This is a genomic window from Phenylobacterium sp. (assembly GCF_030697305.1).
In the GTDB taxonomy this organism is placed as follows: Bacteria; Pseudomonadota; Alphaproteobacteria; order Caulobacterales; family Caulobacteraceae; genus Phenylobacterium.
In genome coordinates this window covers 1-12,806 of record NZ_JAUYQL010000010.1, presented here as the reverse complement: position 1 = coordinate 12,806, position 12,806 = coordinate 1, and the positions used below count along the sequence as shown (strand labels likewise).

The window sequence follows — 12,806 nt, the reverse complement described above, 5'->3', positions numbered from 1 at the left end:
GACGGCGACCGCCCAGGCGCGCGTTCATCCGCTGCCGAAGACGACGCCGACGGGCGCGGTGGGCGTTCCTGCTGAAGCAACGCTTAGAACAGCTTGGCGAACACGAAAGCCAGTGCGACGCCGGCCGCGAGGCCGAACGCCATCGGCCACAGCGTGATTGTGCGGCGCGGCGGGGGCGCGTCTTCCGGCGGGGGCGTGGGGTCTGCGGTCATCTCGGCGCAAGCTTAAGGCGCTGGCGGATGAGACTCCAGCCTCGCGGGATCAGTCCGTCTGCGGGCGCCCTGTCGCGCGGTCGAGGGCTTCGCGATCGAGCCCATGGATCGCGATCAGCTCGCGCATCGTGTCCATGTCGACGCCGTAGATCAGCGCCAGCATGTGCAGTTCGACACTCTCGCCTTCGGTGGGAAGCGCGTGCGGATAAGCGCCGCCGGCATGGTGTTGGTTCTCGACCATCGTGGATCACCTGCTCTGTTGTCCAGAAGAACGCAGGACGCACCTTCGGTTCTGCTCTTGAACCTGCGCCTGCGCGAGGCGGCGCGCAACTCACGCCTCCAGCTCGACGTCCCAGTAGAGGTAATCCAGCCAGCTCTGGTGCAGGTGGTTCGGCGGGAACCGCCGGCCGCGGTCCTGCAGCTCGAAGGCGCTGGGGCGGCGCGGCGGGTAGTGCGGGTGCATGCCCGCTTCCCGCGGCGTGCGCCCACCCTTGGTCAGATTGCAGCGCGCGCAGGCGGTGACGATGTTCTCCCACGTGGTGCGGCCACCCCGCGAGCGCGGCAGCACATGGTCGAAGGTCAGGTCCTCTCCGGCGCTGCAGTACTGGCAGGTGAAGGCGTCGCGCAGGAACAGGTTGAACCGGGTGAAGGCCGGGGGGCGGTCCTGGGCCACATAGCGCTTTAGCGAGACCACGCTGGGCAGCTTCATCTCGAAGGCGGGCGAGCGGATCGTCTGGTCGTAGGTGGAGACCACGTCCACCCGCTCCAGGAACACCGCCTTGATCACGTCCTGCCAGGGCCAGAGCGACAATGGATAATAGCTGAGCGGCCGATAGTCGGCGTTCAGCACCAGGGCGGGCCACCCGGAGGGCGGGTGACTAACCACCTGCATGCGCGCGCCTCCGTAGGGGCGTGGCTGCGACTAACTCAGACGGACACGGACTGAAGACCGCACTCCTCTGTGAGGGGCGTCTGACGGCGAATCGTGGGGTACGACCGCCGCGACCCAATAACGATAGGTTAGATTTCGCGACAGCTCCATGACTCAGGCGGCGTAGCGACCACGAAAAAGGGGGCCGCTAGGGCCCCCTCCGTCTTGAGTTCGCTTCGATGGCCGGATCAGCCGCCGACCACCATCACCGCCGCAGCGATGGCGCCGCCAAGCGCCAGGAACATCGCTGGTCCGGCGCGGTCGAAGAAGCGCTCGAAATTCGCGAGAGACATCACACACACAACCTTTCAGGAAACCCTCCGAGGGAGCGGAGGGCGATCATTTGAACGATGCTAAGATAGTATGTATCTGAACATCGTCAAGATATATGTTGCACCGCAACATACTAAACTCTTACCGTTCGTTAGCCGCCGATCACCGCATAGGCGAAGGCGCCAGCGCCGGCCGGAATAAGCACGAGACCAGGCTGGCCGTCGAAGATCCGGTCGAAGCCGAAGAACTTTGCGAGAGACATTTGCGCCCACCTTTCGAATTGGACCCTCCGGGGGAGCGGAGGGATCATGTGAACGGTGCTAAGATAGTCATGATCTAATCGCTGTCAAGATACTTTACGGCGTCAAGATCGCCGCCTATGTTGAATCCCAATGAAAGAGGAAACGGTAGGAGGCAGGCCCTATCATCACGGCGATCTTCGCCGGGGTCTCATCGACGCCGCGCGTCGGCTGCTTGAATGCGAAGGTCCGAGCGCCTTGTCGCTACGCGCCGTCGCCCGCGAAGCCGGTGTCAGCCCGGCTGCGCCCTACCATCACTTCAAGGACAAGAACGAGCTGCTCGAGGCCATCGCCGAGCAGGGCTGGGACCTGCTGGGCGACATGCTCGCCAAGGCGCGGATCGAGTCCGGCTCCAACTACGGCCCCCTGGCTCTGGTCGGGGTGACCTATGTGCGCTTCGCCCGCGAACATCCGGCTCTGTATCGGGTGATGTACGACCGCTCGCGCGACCGCGAGGCGCTGCCTGATCGCCAGCACGGCCACAACGGCGCCTACGACAGGGTGCGCACCGCCCTCGTCCAGGCCGGACTCGACCCCACGGATCTCGTCGGCCTGGAACTCGCCGCCGTCGCCGCCTGGAGCGCCGCCCACGGCCTCGCCGAGATGGCCTGCTTCAAGCAGTTCCAACCGCTGAAGGACCAGCTAGGCGGCGAGGAGGCCTTCTTGCGCGGCGTGTTCGAGCACATGGGCATATTCGCCGAAGGTCCGAAGCGCTAAACGCGGCCGGTGGCCGATCGCTTCGTCACCCGTTTCGCCCCCTCCCCCACCGGCTGGCTGCATCGCGGCCACGCCTTCTCGGCGCTGAGCGCGTTCCGCGCCGCCCAGTCGCGGGCCGGGCGCTTCATCCTGCGCATCGAGGACATCGACGCGACCCGCAGCCGTCCGGCCTTCGAGGACGCGATCCTCGCGGACCTCGCCTGGCTGGGGCTCGCCTGGGAGCAGCCGGTGCGCCGCCAGTCCGAGCACATGGCCGACTACCGCGCGGCGCTGGATCGGCTGCAGACGCGCGGCCTGGTCTATCGATGTTTCCGCACGCGCCGCGAGATCGCCGAGGATATAGAGCGCGCGCCGCACGGCGCCATGGAGGCCTGGCGAGGCGGCCCGCTCGCCCCCGACGACGAAGCCCGTCGCCTCGCGGCGGGCGAGGCGTACGCCTGGCGTCTGTCGCTCGACGCCGCGGCGCGTGACCTCGGGGGCTTCGGCGCCTTAAGCTTCGTCGAGCGGGGTAACGGACCGAACCAAGAGACAGGCCTGATCTCCGCCCGGCCGGAGCTTGGGGGGGACGTCGTGCTTGCGCGCAAGGACGTCGGCGTCGCCTATCACCTCGCCGTGGTCGTCGACGATGCGCTGCAGGAGGTGACCCAGGTGATACGCGGCCAGGACCTGTTCGAGGCCACCCACGTGCAGCGGCTGCTGCAGGCGCTGCTTGGTCTTCCCACTCCGACCTACGCCCATCATCGCCTGCTGCTTGGCCCGGATGGCCGGCGGTTCGCCAAGCGCGACCGCGCCGAGACGCTGCGCGATCTGCGCGCGCGGGGCGTGACCCCCGCACAGTTGATCGCCGAGCTCGGCCTTGACTGACGCCCCCGCGCCCGCGGCCGGATCCCGCGGCAAGGCGCTGGCGGCGCTGCTTTTCGGCGCCGCGGTGATCGGTCTGGCGCCGATTCTGGCGCGCCTTACGGAAACCGGCCCGGCGGCGGCCGGCGCCTGGCGCTTGTCCTTCGCCCTGCCGATGCTGGCGGTGATCGCGCTGCGCACCGCGCCGGGGTCGAGCCTGCGGCCGCATCCCGCCGCCCTGCTGGCTGGCGTGATGTTCGCGCTCGACATGGGGTTCTGGCACTACAGCCTCGCCTACACCTCGGTCGCCAACGCCACCGTGCTGACCAACCTGACGCCGGTCGTGGTCACCGCCGTGGCCTGGTTCGCCTTCGGACAGCGTCCGCGGCCGGCCTTCCTTGCGGCGGTGGCGCTGGCGGTGGCGGGCGCCGCCCTGATGACCGTCGGGCGGGAGGGCGCTGCAGGGCGCGACCCGCCGCTGGGCGACGGCCTCGCGCTGACCACAGCGCTTTGGTACGCCTTCTACATGTTGGCCATCGGGGTCGCACGGCGCACCCAGGCCGCGACGATGGTGATGTTCTGGTCATCGCTCGTCGGCATGCCGCTGCTGTTCATCGCCGCGGCGGCGCTGGGGGAAGACATCATCCCGCGCGGCGGCGCCGGCTGGGCCGCCTGCGTCGGCCTGGGCGTCGTCCACGTCGCCGGCCAGGGCGCGATCGCCTGGGCGCTGGGTCGGCTGGAGACCGCCACCGCCTCGGTGGTGATCCTGGTTCAACCGGTCGTCGCCGCGATTTTCGGATGGCTGCTGTTCGCCGAGGCCGTCGGCCCGCGCCAGGCGGCGGGAGCGGCCCTGGCGCTAGGCGGCGTGATCCTCGCCCAGCGCGTCGCCGGAACCGTCAGCGCATCGCCCCGAAAAGCAAACCCGGCAGGCTGACAAGCACGCTCACGGCGTGAGCCCATAGCCCGTGCGCGCCGTCTCGATCGCCGCCAGCTTGGCCGAGAACGCGCCCCAGTCGTCGTCCTGCGCGATGCCAGCCCAGATGGCTTCGATCTCCTCGTAGATCAGCTCCTGCGGTTCGGGAGCGGCGAAGCACGGCGCGCTCAGACGCTCTGGCCGCTCGGGCGTGAAGTCTGCGAGCTTGGCGCGGAAATCCGCGAACTCCTCCTTCGCGTAGAGGGGCGCGCGGGGCCCGGCCAGGGCGCGGGCCTCGTCGCCGCAGAACCAGTCGAAGAACAACGGCTCCCAGCGCAGATCGGCCCCGCCCGCCGCCAACGCCCGAAACGCGGCGTTCGCCAGTTCGGCCTCCGCCTGCGGCTCGCCGGGCGCCAGCCCCAACCGCTCGCGCACCGCGCCGGCCAGCTCGCGCCGATAGGCCTCGGCGAACCCGTTCAGCGCTCCGACCAGGGCATCCTGACTGGTGACCAAGGTCAGGCAGCCGGCCAGTTGCTGCAGGTTCCAGAACACCGCCTCCGGCTGGCGGCCAAAGGCGTAGAGGCCGGCGCCGTCGAAATAGGCCGCGGTGAAGTTCGGGTCGCTTAGCGGCAGGAACCTGTACGGCCCGTAGTCGAAGCTCTCGCCATTGATGTTCATGTTGTCTGTGTTCAGCACGCCGTGCACGAAGCCCGCCGCCATCCATCGCGCCACCAGCCGGGCCGACTTCGCCACCACAGCGCCCAGCAGCGCCGTCGCCCGATCGGCCTCGCCCGCCAGCTCCGGATAGTAGAGCGTGATCACATGATCGATCAGCGCCTCGATTCGATCGGCGCGCTCGAAGAAGGCGTGGCGCTGAAAAGTGCCGAAGCGGATGTGACTGTGCGACAGCCGGGTCAGCACCGCAGACCGCGTCGGGCTGGGCTCGTCGCCGCGGGTCAGGTCCTCGCCGGTCTCAACCAGCGAGAACGAGCGCGAGGTCGGCACGCCCAACGCCTCCAGCAAAGCCGTGGCCAGCACCTCGCGCACGCCGCCCTTCAGAGTCAGCCGGCCGTCGGCGGTGCGCGACCATGGCGTCTGACCGGATCCCTTGGTGCCGAGGTCCAGCAAACGGCCGGCGCCCGCCTCGCGAAGCTGCGCGAACAGGAAACCGCGCCCGTCGCCGAGCTCCGGGTTGTAGTGGCGGAACTGGTGGCCGTGGTAGCGCATGGCCAGCGGAGGATCGATGTTGCCCGGCAGCGGCTCGAATCGCCCGAAATGGCCGACCCATTCGGCGTTTGTCAGGCTCTCCAGCCCGACGCTCGCCGCGGCCCTATCGTTGCGGAAGCGCAGGATCGTCTCCGGGAAATCCGCCGCAGCCACCGGGTCGGCGAACTCCGGGCCCAGCTCTGGCAGGCGCGGATCCGGGCGATACAGCGGGCCGGTCGGCATCTCGTTCTCCTGCGCCTGCGCACCCGCACGGCTTGTGTTAGGCAAGGCCAATGTCGACCCGCTCCACGCTCGAGTTCCTCAAGACCGAAACCGGTTCCGGCCTGATCCTGGTCGCCGCCGCGGGTCTGGCGATCGCCGCGGCCAATTCACCGGCATCGAGCGCCTACTTCGCCTTTGTCGACCACCAGGTCACCATCCAGATCGGCGCCTTCGACGAGACGATGAGCGTTCTGAAGTGGATCAAGAACGGTCTGATGGCGATCTTCTTCTTCGTCGTCGGTCTGGAGATCAAATACGAGGTGCTGCGCGGAGAACTGTCCAATCCGCGGCGTCTCGCCCTTCCCGTTCTGGCCGCGGTCGGCGGCGTCGTGATCCCGGCGCTGCTTTACTGGGCGATCAACGCGGGGCCTGGCGGACACCCCAACGGCTGGCCGATCCCGACCGCCACCGACATCGCGTTCGCCCTGGCCGCGCTCGCCATCGCCGGTCCGCGTCTGCCGCCATCGCTCAGGGTTTTCCTACTGACGCTGGCGATCGCCGACGACCTCGCCGCCGTGGTGCTGATCGGCGTGCTGTTCAGCACCCATATCGACTGGCGCACCCTGGCCGGCGCTGGCGCGACGCTCGCCGTGCTCGCGGCGATGTCGCAGTGGCGTCGCGCGCCTTACTTCTTTTACGTGGCCGCCTTCCTGCTGCTGTGGGCCTTCACGCTGAAGTCGGGCGTGAACACCTCGCTGGCGGGGGTCGCGGCGGCGCTCACCGTACCACTGGAGCCACGCCGGCCGGGCGGCGCCAGCGCCCTGCACGAGCTGATGACGGCCCTTCACCCCTATGTCGCATTCCTGATCCTGCCGCTGTTCGCCTTCGCGGCGGCGGGGTTCTCGCTCGCCGACGGCCCGCCGGGCGCGGCCTTCCAGCCCTTGCCGGTGGGAATCGCAGTGGGCCTGTTCATCGGCAAGGCGGTGGGTGTGTTCGGGGCCGCGGCGCTGGCAATCGGCCTGGGACTGGCGCGCCGGCCTACGGGTGCGCGCTGGACCGATCTGCTGGGCGTGTCGATCCTCTGCGGTGTCGGCTTCACCATGAGCCTGTTCATCGCGGGGCTGGCCTTCGCCGACCCGTTGGCCCAGGCGCAATCCCGACTGGGCGTGGTGGCGGGATCCCTCGCCTCGGCCCTTGTCGGCATGGCCGTGCTGGCCTGGTCGCAGTCGCGGCGGAATGACGCACCGCGCGCCTGACGCGCCTACGGCAGCGCTCCTTAACCGCTTCGTGGCAATAACAGCACATGCTGTCGCCAACTCAACACGGTCGCCGCAGGAACTTGCCGCGACCGCCCCTTGGCCTAAGTTGACCTGGGGGAGCGCCTGACTCGACGCGGCGAGACTACATCGCCGGCCACTTAGGGAGTCCTGACCGACATGCGCCGGATGCTTTGCACCTCCGCCTCGCTCGCCGTCCTCTCCACCTTCATCCTGGTTTCCGCCGCCCAGGCCCAAGACCCGGGCCAGGCGTCCGACGCCTCGGCCCGCGTGGTGGACGAGATCATCGTCACCGCCCAGAAGCGCGAGCAGCGCCTGCAGGACGTGCCGATCGTGGTCACGTCGCTGAGCGGCCAGACGCTGCAAGACAGCGGCGTACGCGACATCCGCGAGCTGACCATCCTGACGCCCGGCCTGACCGTCACCTCGACGACCAGCGAGACTGTGGTGACCGCGCGCATCCGCGGCGTCGGCACGGTGGGCGACAACCCCGGCCTTGAGTCCAGCGTCGGCGTGGTTATCGATGGCGTCTATCGTCCCCGCAACGGCGTCAGCTTCGGCGACCTGGGAGAGGTCCAGCGCATCGAGGTCCTCAAGGGTCCGCAAGGCACCCTGTTTGGGAAGAACACCTCGGCGGGCGTGATCAACATCATCACCGCGCCGCCGACCCGCGACGTCCAGGCGGAGTCCGAATTCAGCGTCGGCAACTACGGGGCGGTGGGTTTCTCCGGCTCGCTCAGCGGACCGATCACCGACGCGCTCAGCGGCCGCGTGTTCGCCGCAGCCCGCGCCCGCGACGGCTTCCAGGACGTGTTCACCGGCGCCGGCCCACGCGGCCAGACCGACGACAACGACCAGCACTTCTACACCGTCCGCGGCCAGCTCCTGTTCAGCCCGCTCGAGAGCTTCGACCTGCGGATCATCGGCGACTACACCAAGCGCGAGGAGTTCTGCTGCGTTGGCGTGCAGCTATCGGTCGGCGCCGGCCCGGGCAGCCGCGCGAGCTCGATCAACGCCGTGCGTGCCGGCTCGATCGACCCGACCAGCACGCCCTTCGACCGTCAGGGCTACGCCAACCGCGACACCAACCAGGACGTCGAGGACATGGGCCTGTCGGCGGAGGCCACATGGCAAGTCAACGACGCGGTGGCGTTGACCTCGATCACCGCCTGGCGGGACTGGAAGACCGCGACCGGCCAGGACACCGATTTCACCGCCGCCGACCTGCTCTATCGTCCGGGCGACGGCCGCAACAAGGTGGAGTTCGAGCAGGTCTCGCAGGAATTGCGTCTGGCGGGCGAAGCCGGGCCGCTGAACTGGCTGGTCGGTGGCTTCTACGCCAAGGAGAACCTGAAATCCCGCTCGCTGCTGTTCTACGGCAGCGACTTCTACGCCTACTGGGCAAGCCGCGTGCTCGGCGGCATCCCCACCGCGCTGGGTCTGGTCCCGGGCTCGATCTATCGCCAGGACGGCGGACAGGACGACACCTTCGACCAGGACGACACCACCTGGGCGCTGTTCACCAACAACAGCTACGCCGTCACCGACGCCCTCGAGCTGACCGTGGGCCTTCGCTACACCCGCGATGAAAAGGACATCGACTCCCGCTACACCACCACCTCCAGCTCCTGCGACCAAGGCGAGGCGGCGTTCGGGACCATCGCCGGCTTGGTCGGCCAACCGACGGCCCTCCAGTTGGTCGGCGGGATGTGCATCAACACCCTGAACAACGACTTCGACGACCTCGGCCTGCTGCGCCAATCGCGCAAGGAGGAAGAGGTCTCCGGCACGGCGAAACTAGCCTATCGCTGGACTTCGCGAATTATGACCTACGCTTCATATTCGCGAGGCTACAAGGCGGGCGGCTATAACCTGGACCGCGAGGGCCGCGTCCTGTTGACGCCGACCGGCCCCAACTTCGCCGCCAACCCGGACACCAGCTTCGCTCCCGAACTCGTCGACTCCTATGAGCTTGGGGCCAAGACCTCCTGGCTCGACGGTGCGCTGATCCTCAACGCCGCCGCCTTCCACCAGACCTTCACCGACTTCCAGCTCAACACCTTCGAGGGTGCTCAGTTCATCGTCGAGACCATCCCCGAGGTCGTCTCGCGCGGGGTCGACGCGGACTTCATCTATACCCCGCCGATCGACGGCCTGACCCTGCAGGGTGGCGTCACCTACGCCCAGACGGAGTATTCGCCGTTCACCGCGGCCGATCTCAAGGTCGCCACCCGCTACCCGAGCCTGCGGCGCCTGCCTGGCGCGCGCATCTCCTTCGCACCGCTCTGGTCGGCGACGCTGGCCGGGTCTTATGAGCGCGACCTGGGCGATGACCTGACCCTGCGCACCTCGATGTCGGGCAAGTACACATCCAGCTACAACACCGGATCGGACCTGCATCCGTCGAAGATCCAGGACGACCTGGTGCTGGTGAACGCCCGCATCGGCTTCGGATCACGCGACGAGCGCTGGGCGATCGAACTGTGGTCGCAAAACCTGTTCGACCAGGACTACCTGCAGGTCGGGTTCAATGGGCCCTACCAGTTCAACGACAGCGACGCGATCGCGGTCTACGACGCCTTCCTGGGGGCGCCGCGCACCTATGGCGTCACCCTGCGCCTGCGCCACTGATCCGCAGGTCGAGCACGTCGCCGGCCCATGCGGTCTGACCGCGTGGGGCGGCGACCACCGGCGCTGAAGCAAATTGCGACAGGCTGGCCAGGGTCTGGCGAAAATCCGGCGCTGAGGGATCGTCGCCCTCGCTGACCACGATGGCGCGGACCACGATCCCGCGCGCGACCAACACCGCGGCGGCGGTCAGGGTATGGCTGATCGAACCCAGGTAGGCGCCGCCGACCAGCACCGCCGGCGCGCCCAGGGCGTGGATCAGGTCCAGGCAGGTGGCGTCTTCGGCGACCGGCGACATCACCCCGCCAACGCCCTCGACCAGGGTCAGGCTCGCAGTCGAGGCCTCCAGGCTGGCGCGGCAGAAGGCGGCCACTTCGGCCAGCGTCACAAGCCGGCCTTCCAACGCGGCCGCCATTGGCGGCGCCAGCGGCGCGCGATACCGCCACGGCGAAATCGCCGTCAGCGTCGCCTGCGTCAGCGGCCGGCCAAGCGCCTTGAGCAACTGGCCCGGATCGCTGTCCGCCCAATCGTCCGGATCCAGGCCGCTGACCAGCGGCTTCAGCGCGTCGACGGACATACCCCGCGCCCGCGCAGCGCCGATCAGTGCGCAGGCAGCGTAGGTCTTACCGACGTCCGTATGCGAGCCTGCGACGAATATGCTGACCATGGCGTCAGGCCGGGATCAGTCGGCGCACGGCCTCGGCCAACCGATCAACCTCCGCGTCGGTATGGCCGGCGGTGAAGGCGATGCGCAGACGCGCGGTGCCGGCTGGCACGGTCGGCGGACGGATGGCGACGGCCAGGAGGCCCTGGTCCTCGAGCACCCTCGCGGCCGCCAGCGTCGTTTCGGCCTCGCCCAGCACGATCGGCACGATGCAGCTCTGGGCCAGCGGCAGGTTCAGCGCGCGGGTGAACCGCTGCGCCTTGGCCAGCGGCGCGGCCACCCGCTCGGGCTCGGCCGCCATCACCTCCAGCGCGGCGATCGCCGCCGCGGCGCTCGCCGGCGGCAGGCCGGTGGAATAGACCAGGGTGCGCGCGCGGGTCTTCAGCAGGTCGACCACCGGCTGGCTGGCGCAGACATAGGCGCCGTAGCCGCCGGCCGCCTTCGACAGGGTGCCCATCTGCAGGTCGACCCTTGCATTGGGGAACGCCCGCGCTGAGCCCGCCCCGCCGCCGACCACGCCCAGCCCATGCGCGTCGTCGACCAGCAGCCAGGCGTCGTGCGCAAGGCAGGCGGCGCTGATCGCGTCCAGCGGCGCCAGGTCCCCATCCATCGAGAACACCCCGTCAGTGGCCACCAGCGCCCGGCCCGCCCCAGGCCGGCGCTCCGCCAGCACCCGCTCAAGGTCGGCGACGTCGTTGTGGGCGAACGCGATGGTCTCAGCCCCCGACAATTTGGCGCCGGCCCAGATGCAGGAATGCGCCAGTTCGTCGACCACGATCAGGTCGCCGGGCCCGGCGAAGGTCGGGATGATGCCGGCGTTGGCCAGATAACCCGATCCGAACACGCAGGCAGCTTGCGTTCCCTTCAGCGCCGCCAGCCGGGCCTCGAGCGCGGTGAACAGCGGGTGGTCGCCGGTGATCAGCCGCGACGCGCCGGCGCCGACGCCATAGGTTTCCACCGCGCGGATCGCTGCGGCCTTCACCGCCGGGTGGTGCGACAGGTTCAGGTAGTCGTTGCACGAGAACGACAGCAGCCTGCGGCCTTCGCGCTCCACCCACAGGCCGTCCAGCCTGTGCGTGGGCTTCAGCGTGCGCTTCAGGCTCTTGGCGTCCAGCTCAGCCAGCTTGCCGGCGGCGAAGACGGTGAGGGTGTCGGTGGTCATCGGCGGCGTATGCACCAGCTTCGCATCCGGTAAAAGGCGCGCAACGCCTGAGGAGACCTAAGCCATGTCCGCGCCGCAACCCGCCTGGCTCACTGAAGGCGCGCCTCACGTCTGGCGCCCCTACTGCCAGATGAAGACCGCGCCAGCGCCGCTGGCGGTCGCCCGCACGCAGGGCGCGCGGCTGATCCTGGAAGATGGGCGCGAGCTGGTCGACGGCATCGCCTCGTGGTGGACGGCGTGCCACGGTTACAACCACCCGCATATCCGCGAGGCGGTGGAGCGTCAGCTGTCGCTGGCCCCGCACATCATGTTCGGTGGGCTGGCGCATGAGCCGGCCTACCGGCTGGCGGCGCGGCTGGCCGCCCTGCTGCCCGGCGATCTGGACCACGTGTTCTTCGCCGAGTCAGGATCGGTCTCGGTGGAGATCGCCATGAAGATGGCGCTCCAATACTGGATCAACCGCGGCGTCGCGGGGCGCACCCGGTTCCTCGCCTTCGCCGGCGGCTATCACGGCGACACCCTCGCCACCATGACCGTGTGTGATCCCGACGAGGGGATGCACAGCCTGTTCGCCGGCGTGCTGCCCGCCCAGCACATCGCCGCCCTGCCGGTAGACACCGCGTCCGAAGCGGCCCTCGACGCGCTCTTGGCGCGGAAGGGGTCGGAGATCGCCGCCATCGTGGTCGAGCCGCGCGTGCAGGGCGCTGGCGGCATGCTGTTCCACGATGACGTCGTGCTGGCGCGGCTGCGAAAGGCGGCCGACGCCCACGGGGTGCTGCTGATCTTCGACGAGATCTTCACCGGCTTCGGGCGAACCGGCGACCTGTTCGTCTGTCAGGGCTCAGGCGTGGTCCCCGACATCGTGACACTGTCGAAGTCGCTGACCGGCGGCACCCTGCCGCTGTCAGCGGCGATCGCCTCGCGGCGCGTGTTCGACGCCTTCTGGTCGGACGACGCCGGGGCGGCGCTGATGCATGGGCCGACCTACATGGGCAATCCGCTAGCCTGCGCGGCGGCCAACGCCTCGCTCGACCTGTTCGAAACCGGCGCCTGGCGGGCCGACGTCGCACGGCTGGAACGTGGCATGGCTGAGGGCCTCGCGCCCCTGCGCGATGCGCCGGGCGTCGTCGATGTCCGCACCTTGGGCGCCATCGGCGTCGTCGAGTTCGACACCCCCGTCGACATCGGCGGCCTCTGCGCCCGCTTCGTCGCTGAAGGCGTCTGGATCCGCCCCATGGGCAAGGTCGTCTACCTCACCCCGCCCTACATCACCTCCGACGTCGAGCTCGAGCGCCTGACCGGGGCCATGCGCAAGGTGCTCGGCGGCGGTTGAGCCGGCCCTACTCCGCCGCGGGTTTGGCCTGGTAGCCGAGGATCGCCTTGGTCTCGAGGAATTCGTGGAAGGCGAAGTCGCCCCACTCGCGCCCGTTGCCGCTCATCTTGAAGCCACCGAACGGAGCCA

The 12,806-nt window shown here is 69.0% G+C and carries 13 protein-coding genes; 6 read left to right on the top strand and 7 right to left on the bottom strand.

The features are described 5' to 3' along the window. Positions 1 to 83 precede the first annotated feature (83 nt). The 3 genes from Q8R27_RS00930 to Q8R27_RS00920 form a co-directional block, all read right to left on the bottom strand. On the bottom strand, positions 84 to 212 hold the full coding sequence (locus Q8R27_RS00930; RefSeq protein WP_305697242.1) for a hypothetical protein: 129 nt from the start codon (positions 210 to 212) through the stop codon (positions 84 to 86). Between the two features lie 49 nt (positions 213 to 261). Beyond that, on the bottom strand, positions 262 to 453 hold the full coding sequence (locus tag Q8R27_RS00925) for a hypothetical protein (RefSeq protein WP_305697241.1): 192 nt from the start codon (positions 451 to 453) through the stop codon (positions 262 to 264). 90 nt (positions 454 to 543) lie between these two features. Continuing rightward, positions 544 to 1,104 (bottom strand): HNH endonuclease, encoded by a 561-nt coding sequence (locus Q8R27_RS00920; RefSeq protein WP_305697240.1) that lies wholly within the window; start codon positions 1,102 to 1,104, stop codon positions 544 to 546. Between the two features lie 704 nt (positions 1,105 to 1,808). Here Q8R27_RS00920 and Q8R27_RS00915 point away from each other — a divergent pair. The 3 genes from Q8R27_RS00915 to Q8R27_RS00905 are packed head-to-tail and all read left to right on the top strand — an operon-like array spanning position 1,809 to position 4,206. Then, positions 1,809 to 2,432: a TetR/AcrR family transcriptional regulator gene (locus Q8R27_RS00915; RefSeq protein ID WP_305697239.1), complete on the top strand. Its 624-nt coding sequence runs from the start codon at positions 1,809 to 1,811 to the stop codon at positions 2,430 to 2,432. A gap of 9 nt (positions 2,433 to 2,441) precedes the next feature. Further along, complete coding sequence (gluQRS, locus tag Q8R27_RS00910) at positions 2,442 to 3,296, top strand: tRNA glutamyl-Q(34) synthetase GluQRS (RefSeq protein WP_305697238.1); 855 nt, start codon at positions 2,442 to 2,444, stop codon at positions 3,294 to 3,296. After that, on the top strand, positions 3,289 to 4,206 hold the full coding sequence (locus Q8R27_RS00905; RefSeq protein ID WP_305697237.1) for a DMT family transporter: 918 nt from the start codon (positions 3,289 to 3,291) through the stop codon (positions 4,204 to 4,206). The genes gluQRS and Q8R27_RS00905 overlap by 8 nt, the downstream gene beginning before the upstream one ends. 9 nt (positions 4,207 to 4,215) lie before the next feature. On the opposite strand, the gene Q8R27_RS00900 is transcribed toward Q8R27_RS00905, so the two are convergent. Further along, positions 4,216 to 5,634 (bottom strand): protein adenylyltransferase SelO, encoded by a 1,419-nt coding sequence (locus Q8R27_RS00900; protein ID WP_305697236.1) that lies wholly within the window; start codon positions 5,632 to 5,634, stop codon positions 4,216 to 4,218. Between the two features lie 50 nt (positions 5,635 to 5,684). Here Q8R27_RS00900 and nhaA point away from each other — a divergent pair, with 50 nt between their 5' ends. Together nhaA and Q8R27_RS00890 are read left to right on the top strand one after the other, a co-directional pair. After that, complete coding sequence (gene nhaA, locus Q8R27_RS00895) at positions 5,685 to 6,869, top strand: Na+/H+ antiporter NhaA (protein ID WP_305697235.1); 1,185 nt, start codon at positions 5,685 to 5,687, stop codon at positions 6,867 to 6,869. Between the two features lie 180 nt (positions 6,870 to 7,049). After that, positions 7,050 to 9,521, top strand: coding sequence for a TonB-dependent receptor (locus Q8R27_RS00890; RefSeq protein ID WP_305697234.1), 2,472 nt, complete (start codon positions 7,050 to 7,052; stop codon positions 9,519 to 9,521). Here Q8R27_RS00890 and bioD read toward each other — a convergent pair. Then, entirely contained in the window at positions 9,499 to 10,185 is a 687-nt protein-coding gene (bioD, locus tag Q8R27_RS00885) for a dethiobiotin synthase (RefSeq protein WP_305697233.1), read from the bottom strand. The two genes, Q8R27_RS00890 and bioD, sit on opposite strands and share 23 nt — an antisense overlap. A gap of 4 nt (positions 10,186 to 10,189) precedes the next feature. Next, on the bottom strand, positions 10,190 to 11,344 hold the full coding sequence (bioF, locus tag Q8R27_RS00880) for an 8-amino-7-oxononanoate synthase (protein ID WP_305697294.1): 1,155 nt from the start codon (positions 11,342 to 11,344) through the stop codon (positions 10,190 to 10,192). 64 nt (positions 11,345 to 11,408) lie between these two features. On the opposite strand from bioF, the gene Q8R27_RS00875 reads away from it, so the two are divergent. Next, positions 11,409 to 12,677 carry an adenosylmethionine--8-amino-7-oxononanoate transaminase gene (locus Q8R27_RS00875; protein ID WP_305697232.1) on the top strand — a complete coding sequence of 423 codons (1,269 nt, stop codon included), beginning with the start codon at positions 11,409 to 11,411 and terminating at the stop codon, positions 12,675 to 12,677. A 7-nt stretch (positions 12,678 to 12,684) separates the two neighbouring features. Here Q8R27_RS00875 and Q8R27_RS00870 read toward each other — a convergent pair. Next, the coding region (locus tag Q8R27_RS00870; protein WP_305697293.1) for an aldehyde dehydrogenase family protein at positions 12,685 to 12,806 on the bottom strand (122 nt) is incomplete at its 5' end.

Coding starts and splice junctions, on each gene's coding strand:
- bioD (WP_305697233.1), bottom strand. CDS start 10,185: ATGGTCAGCATATTCGTCGCAGGCTCGCATACGGACGTCGGTAAGACC.
- Q8R27_RS00925 (WP_305697241.1), bottom strand. CDS start 453: ATGGTCGAGAACCAACACCATGCCGGCGGCGCTTATCCGCACGCGCTT.
- Q8R27_RS00915 (WP_305697239.1), top strand. CDS start 1,809: ATGAAAGAGGAAACGGTAGGAGGCAGGCCCTATCATCACGGCGATCTT.
- nhaA (WP_305697235.1), top strand. CDS start 5,685: ATGTCGACCCGCTCCACGCTCGAGTTCCTCAAGACCGAAACCGGTTCC.
- Q8R27_RS00875 (WP_305697232.1), top strand. CDS start 11,409: ATGTCCGCGCCGCAACCCGCCTGGCTCACTGAAGGCGCGCCTCACGTC.
- Q8R27_RS00900 (WP_305697236.1), bottom strand. CDS start 5,634: ATGCCGACCGGCCCGCTGTATCGCCCGGATCCGCGCCTGCCAGAGCTG.
- Q8R27_RS00920 (WP_305697240.1), bottom strand. CDS start 1,104: ATGCAGGTGGTTAGTCACCCGCCCTCCGGGTGGCCCGCCCTGGTGCTG.
- bioF (WP_305697294.1), bottom strand. CDS start 11,344: ATGACCACCGACACCCTCACCGTCTTCGCCGCCGGCAAGCTGGCTGAG.
- Q8R27_RS00890 (WP_305697234.1), top strand. CDS start 7,050: ATGCGCCGGATGCTTTGCACCTCCGCCTCGCTCGCCGTCCTCTCCACC.
- Q8R27_RS00930 (WP_305697242.1), bottom strand. CDS start 212: ATGACCGCAGACCCCACGCCCCCGCCGGAAGACGCGCCCCCGCCGCGC.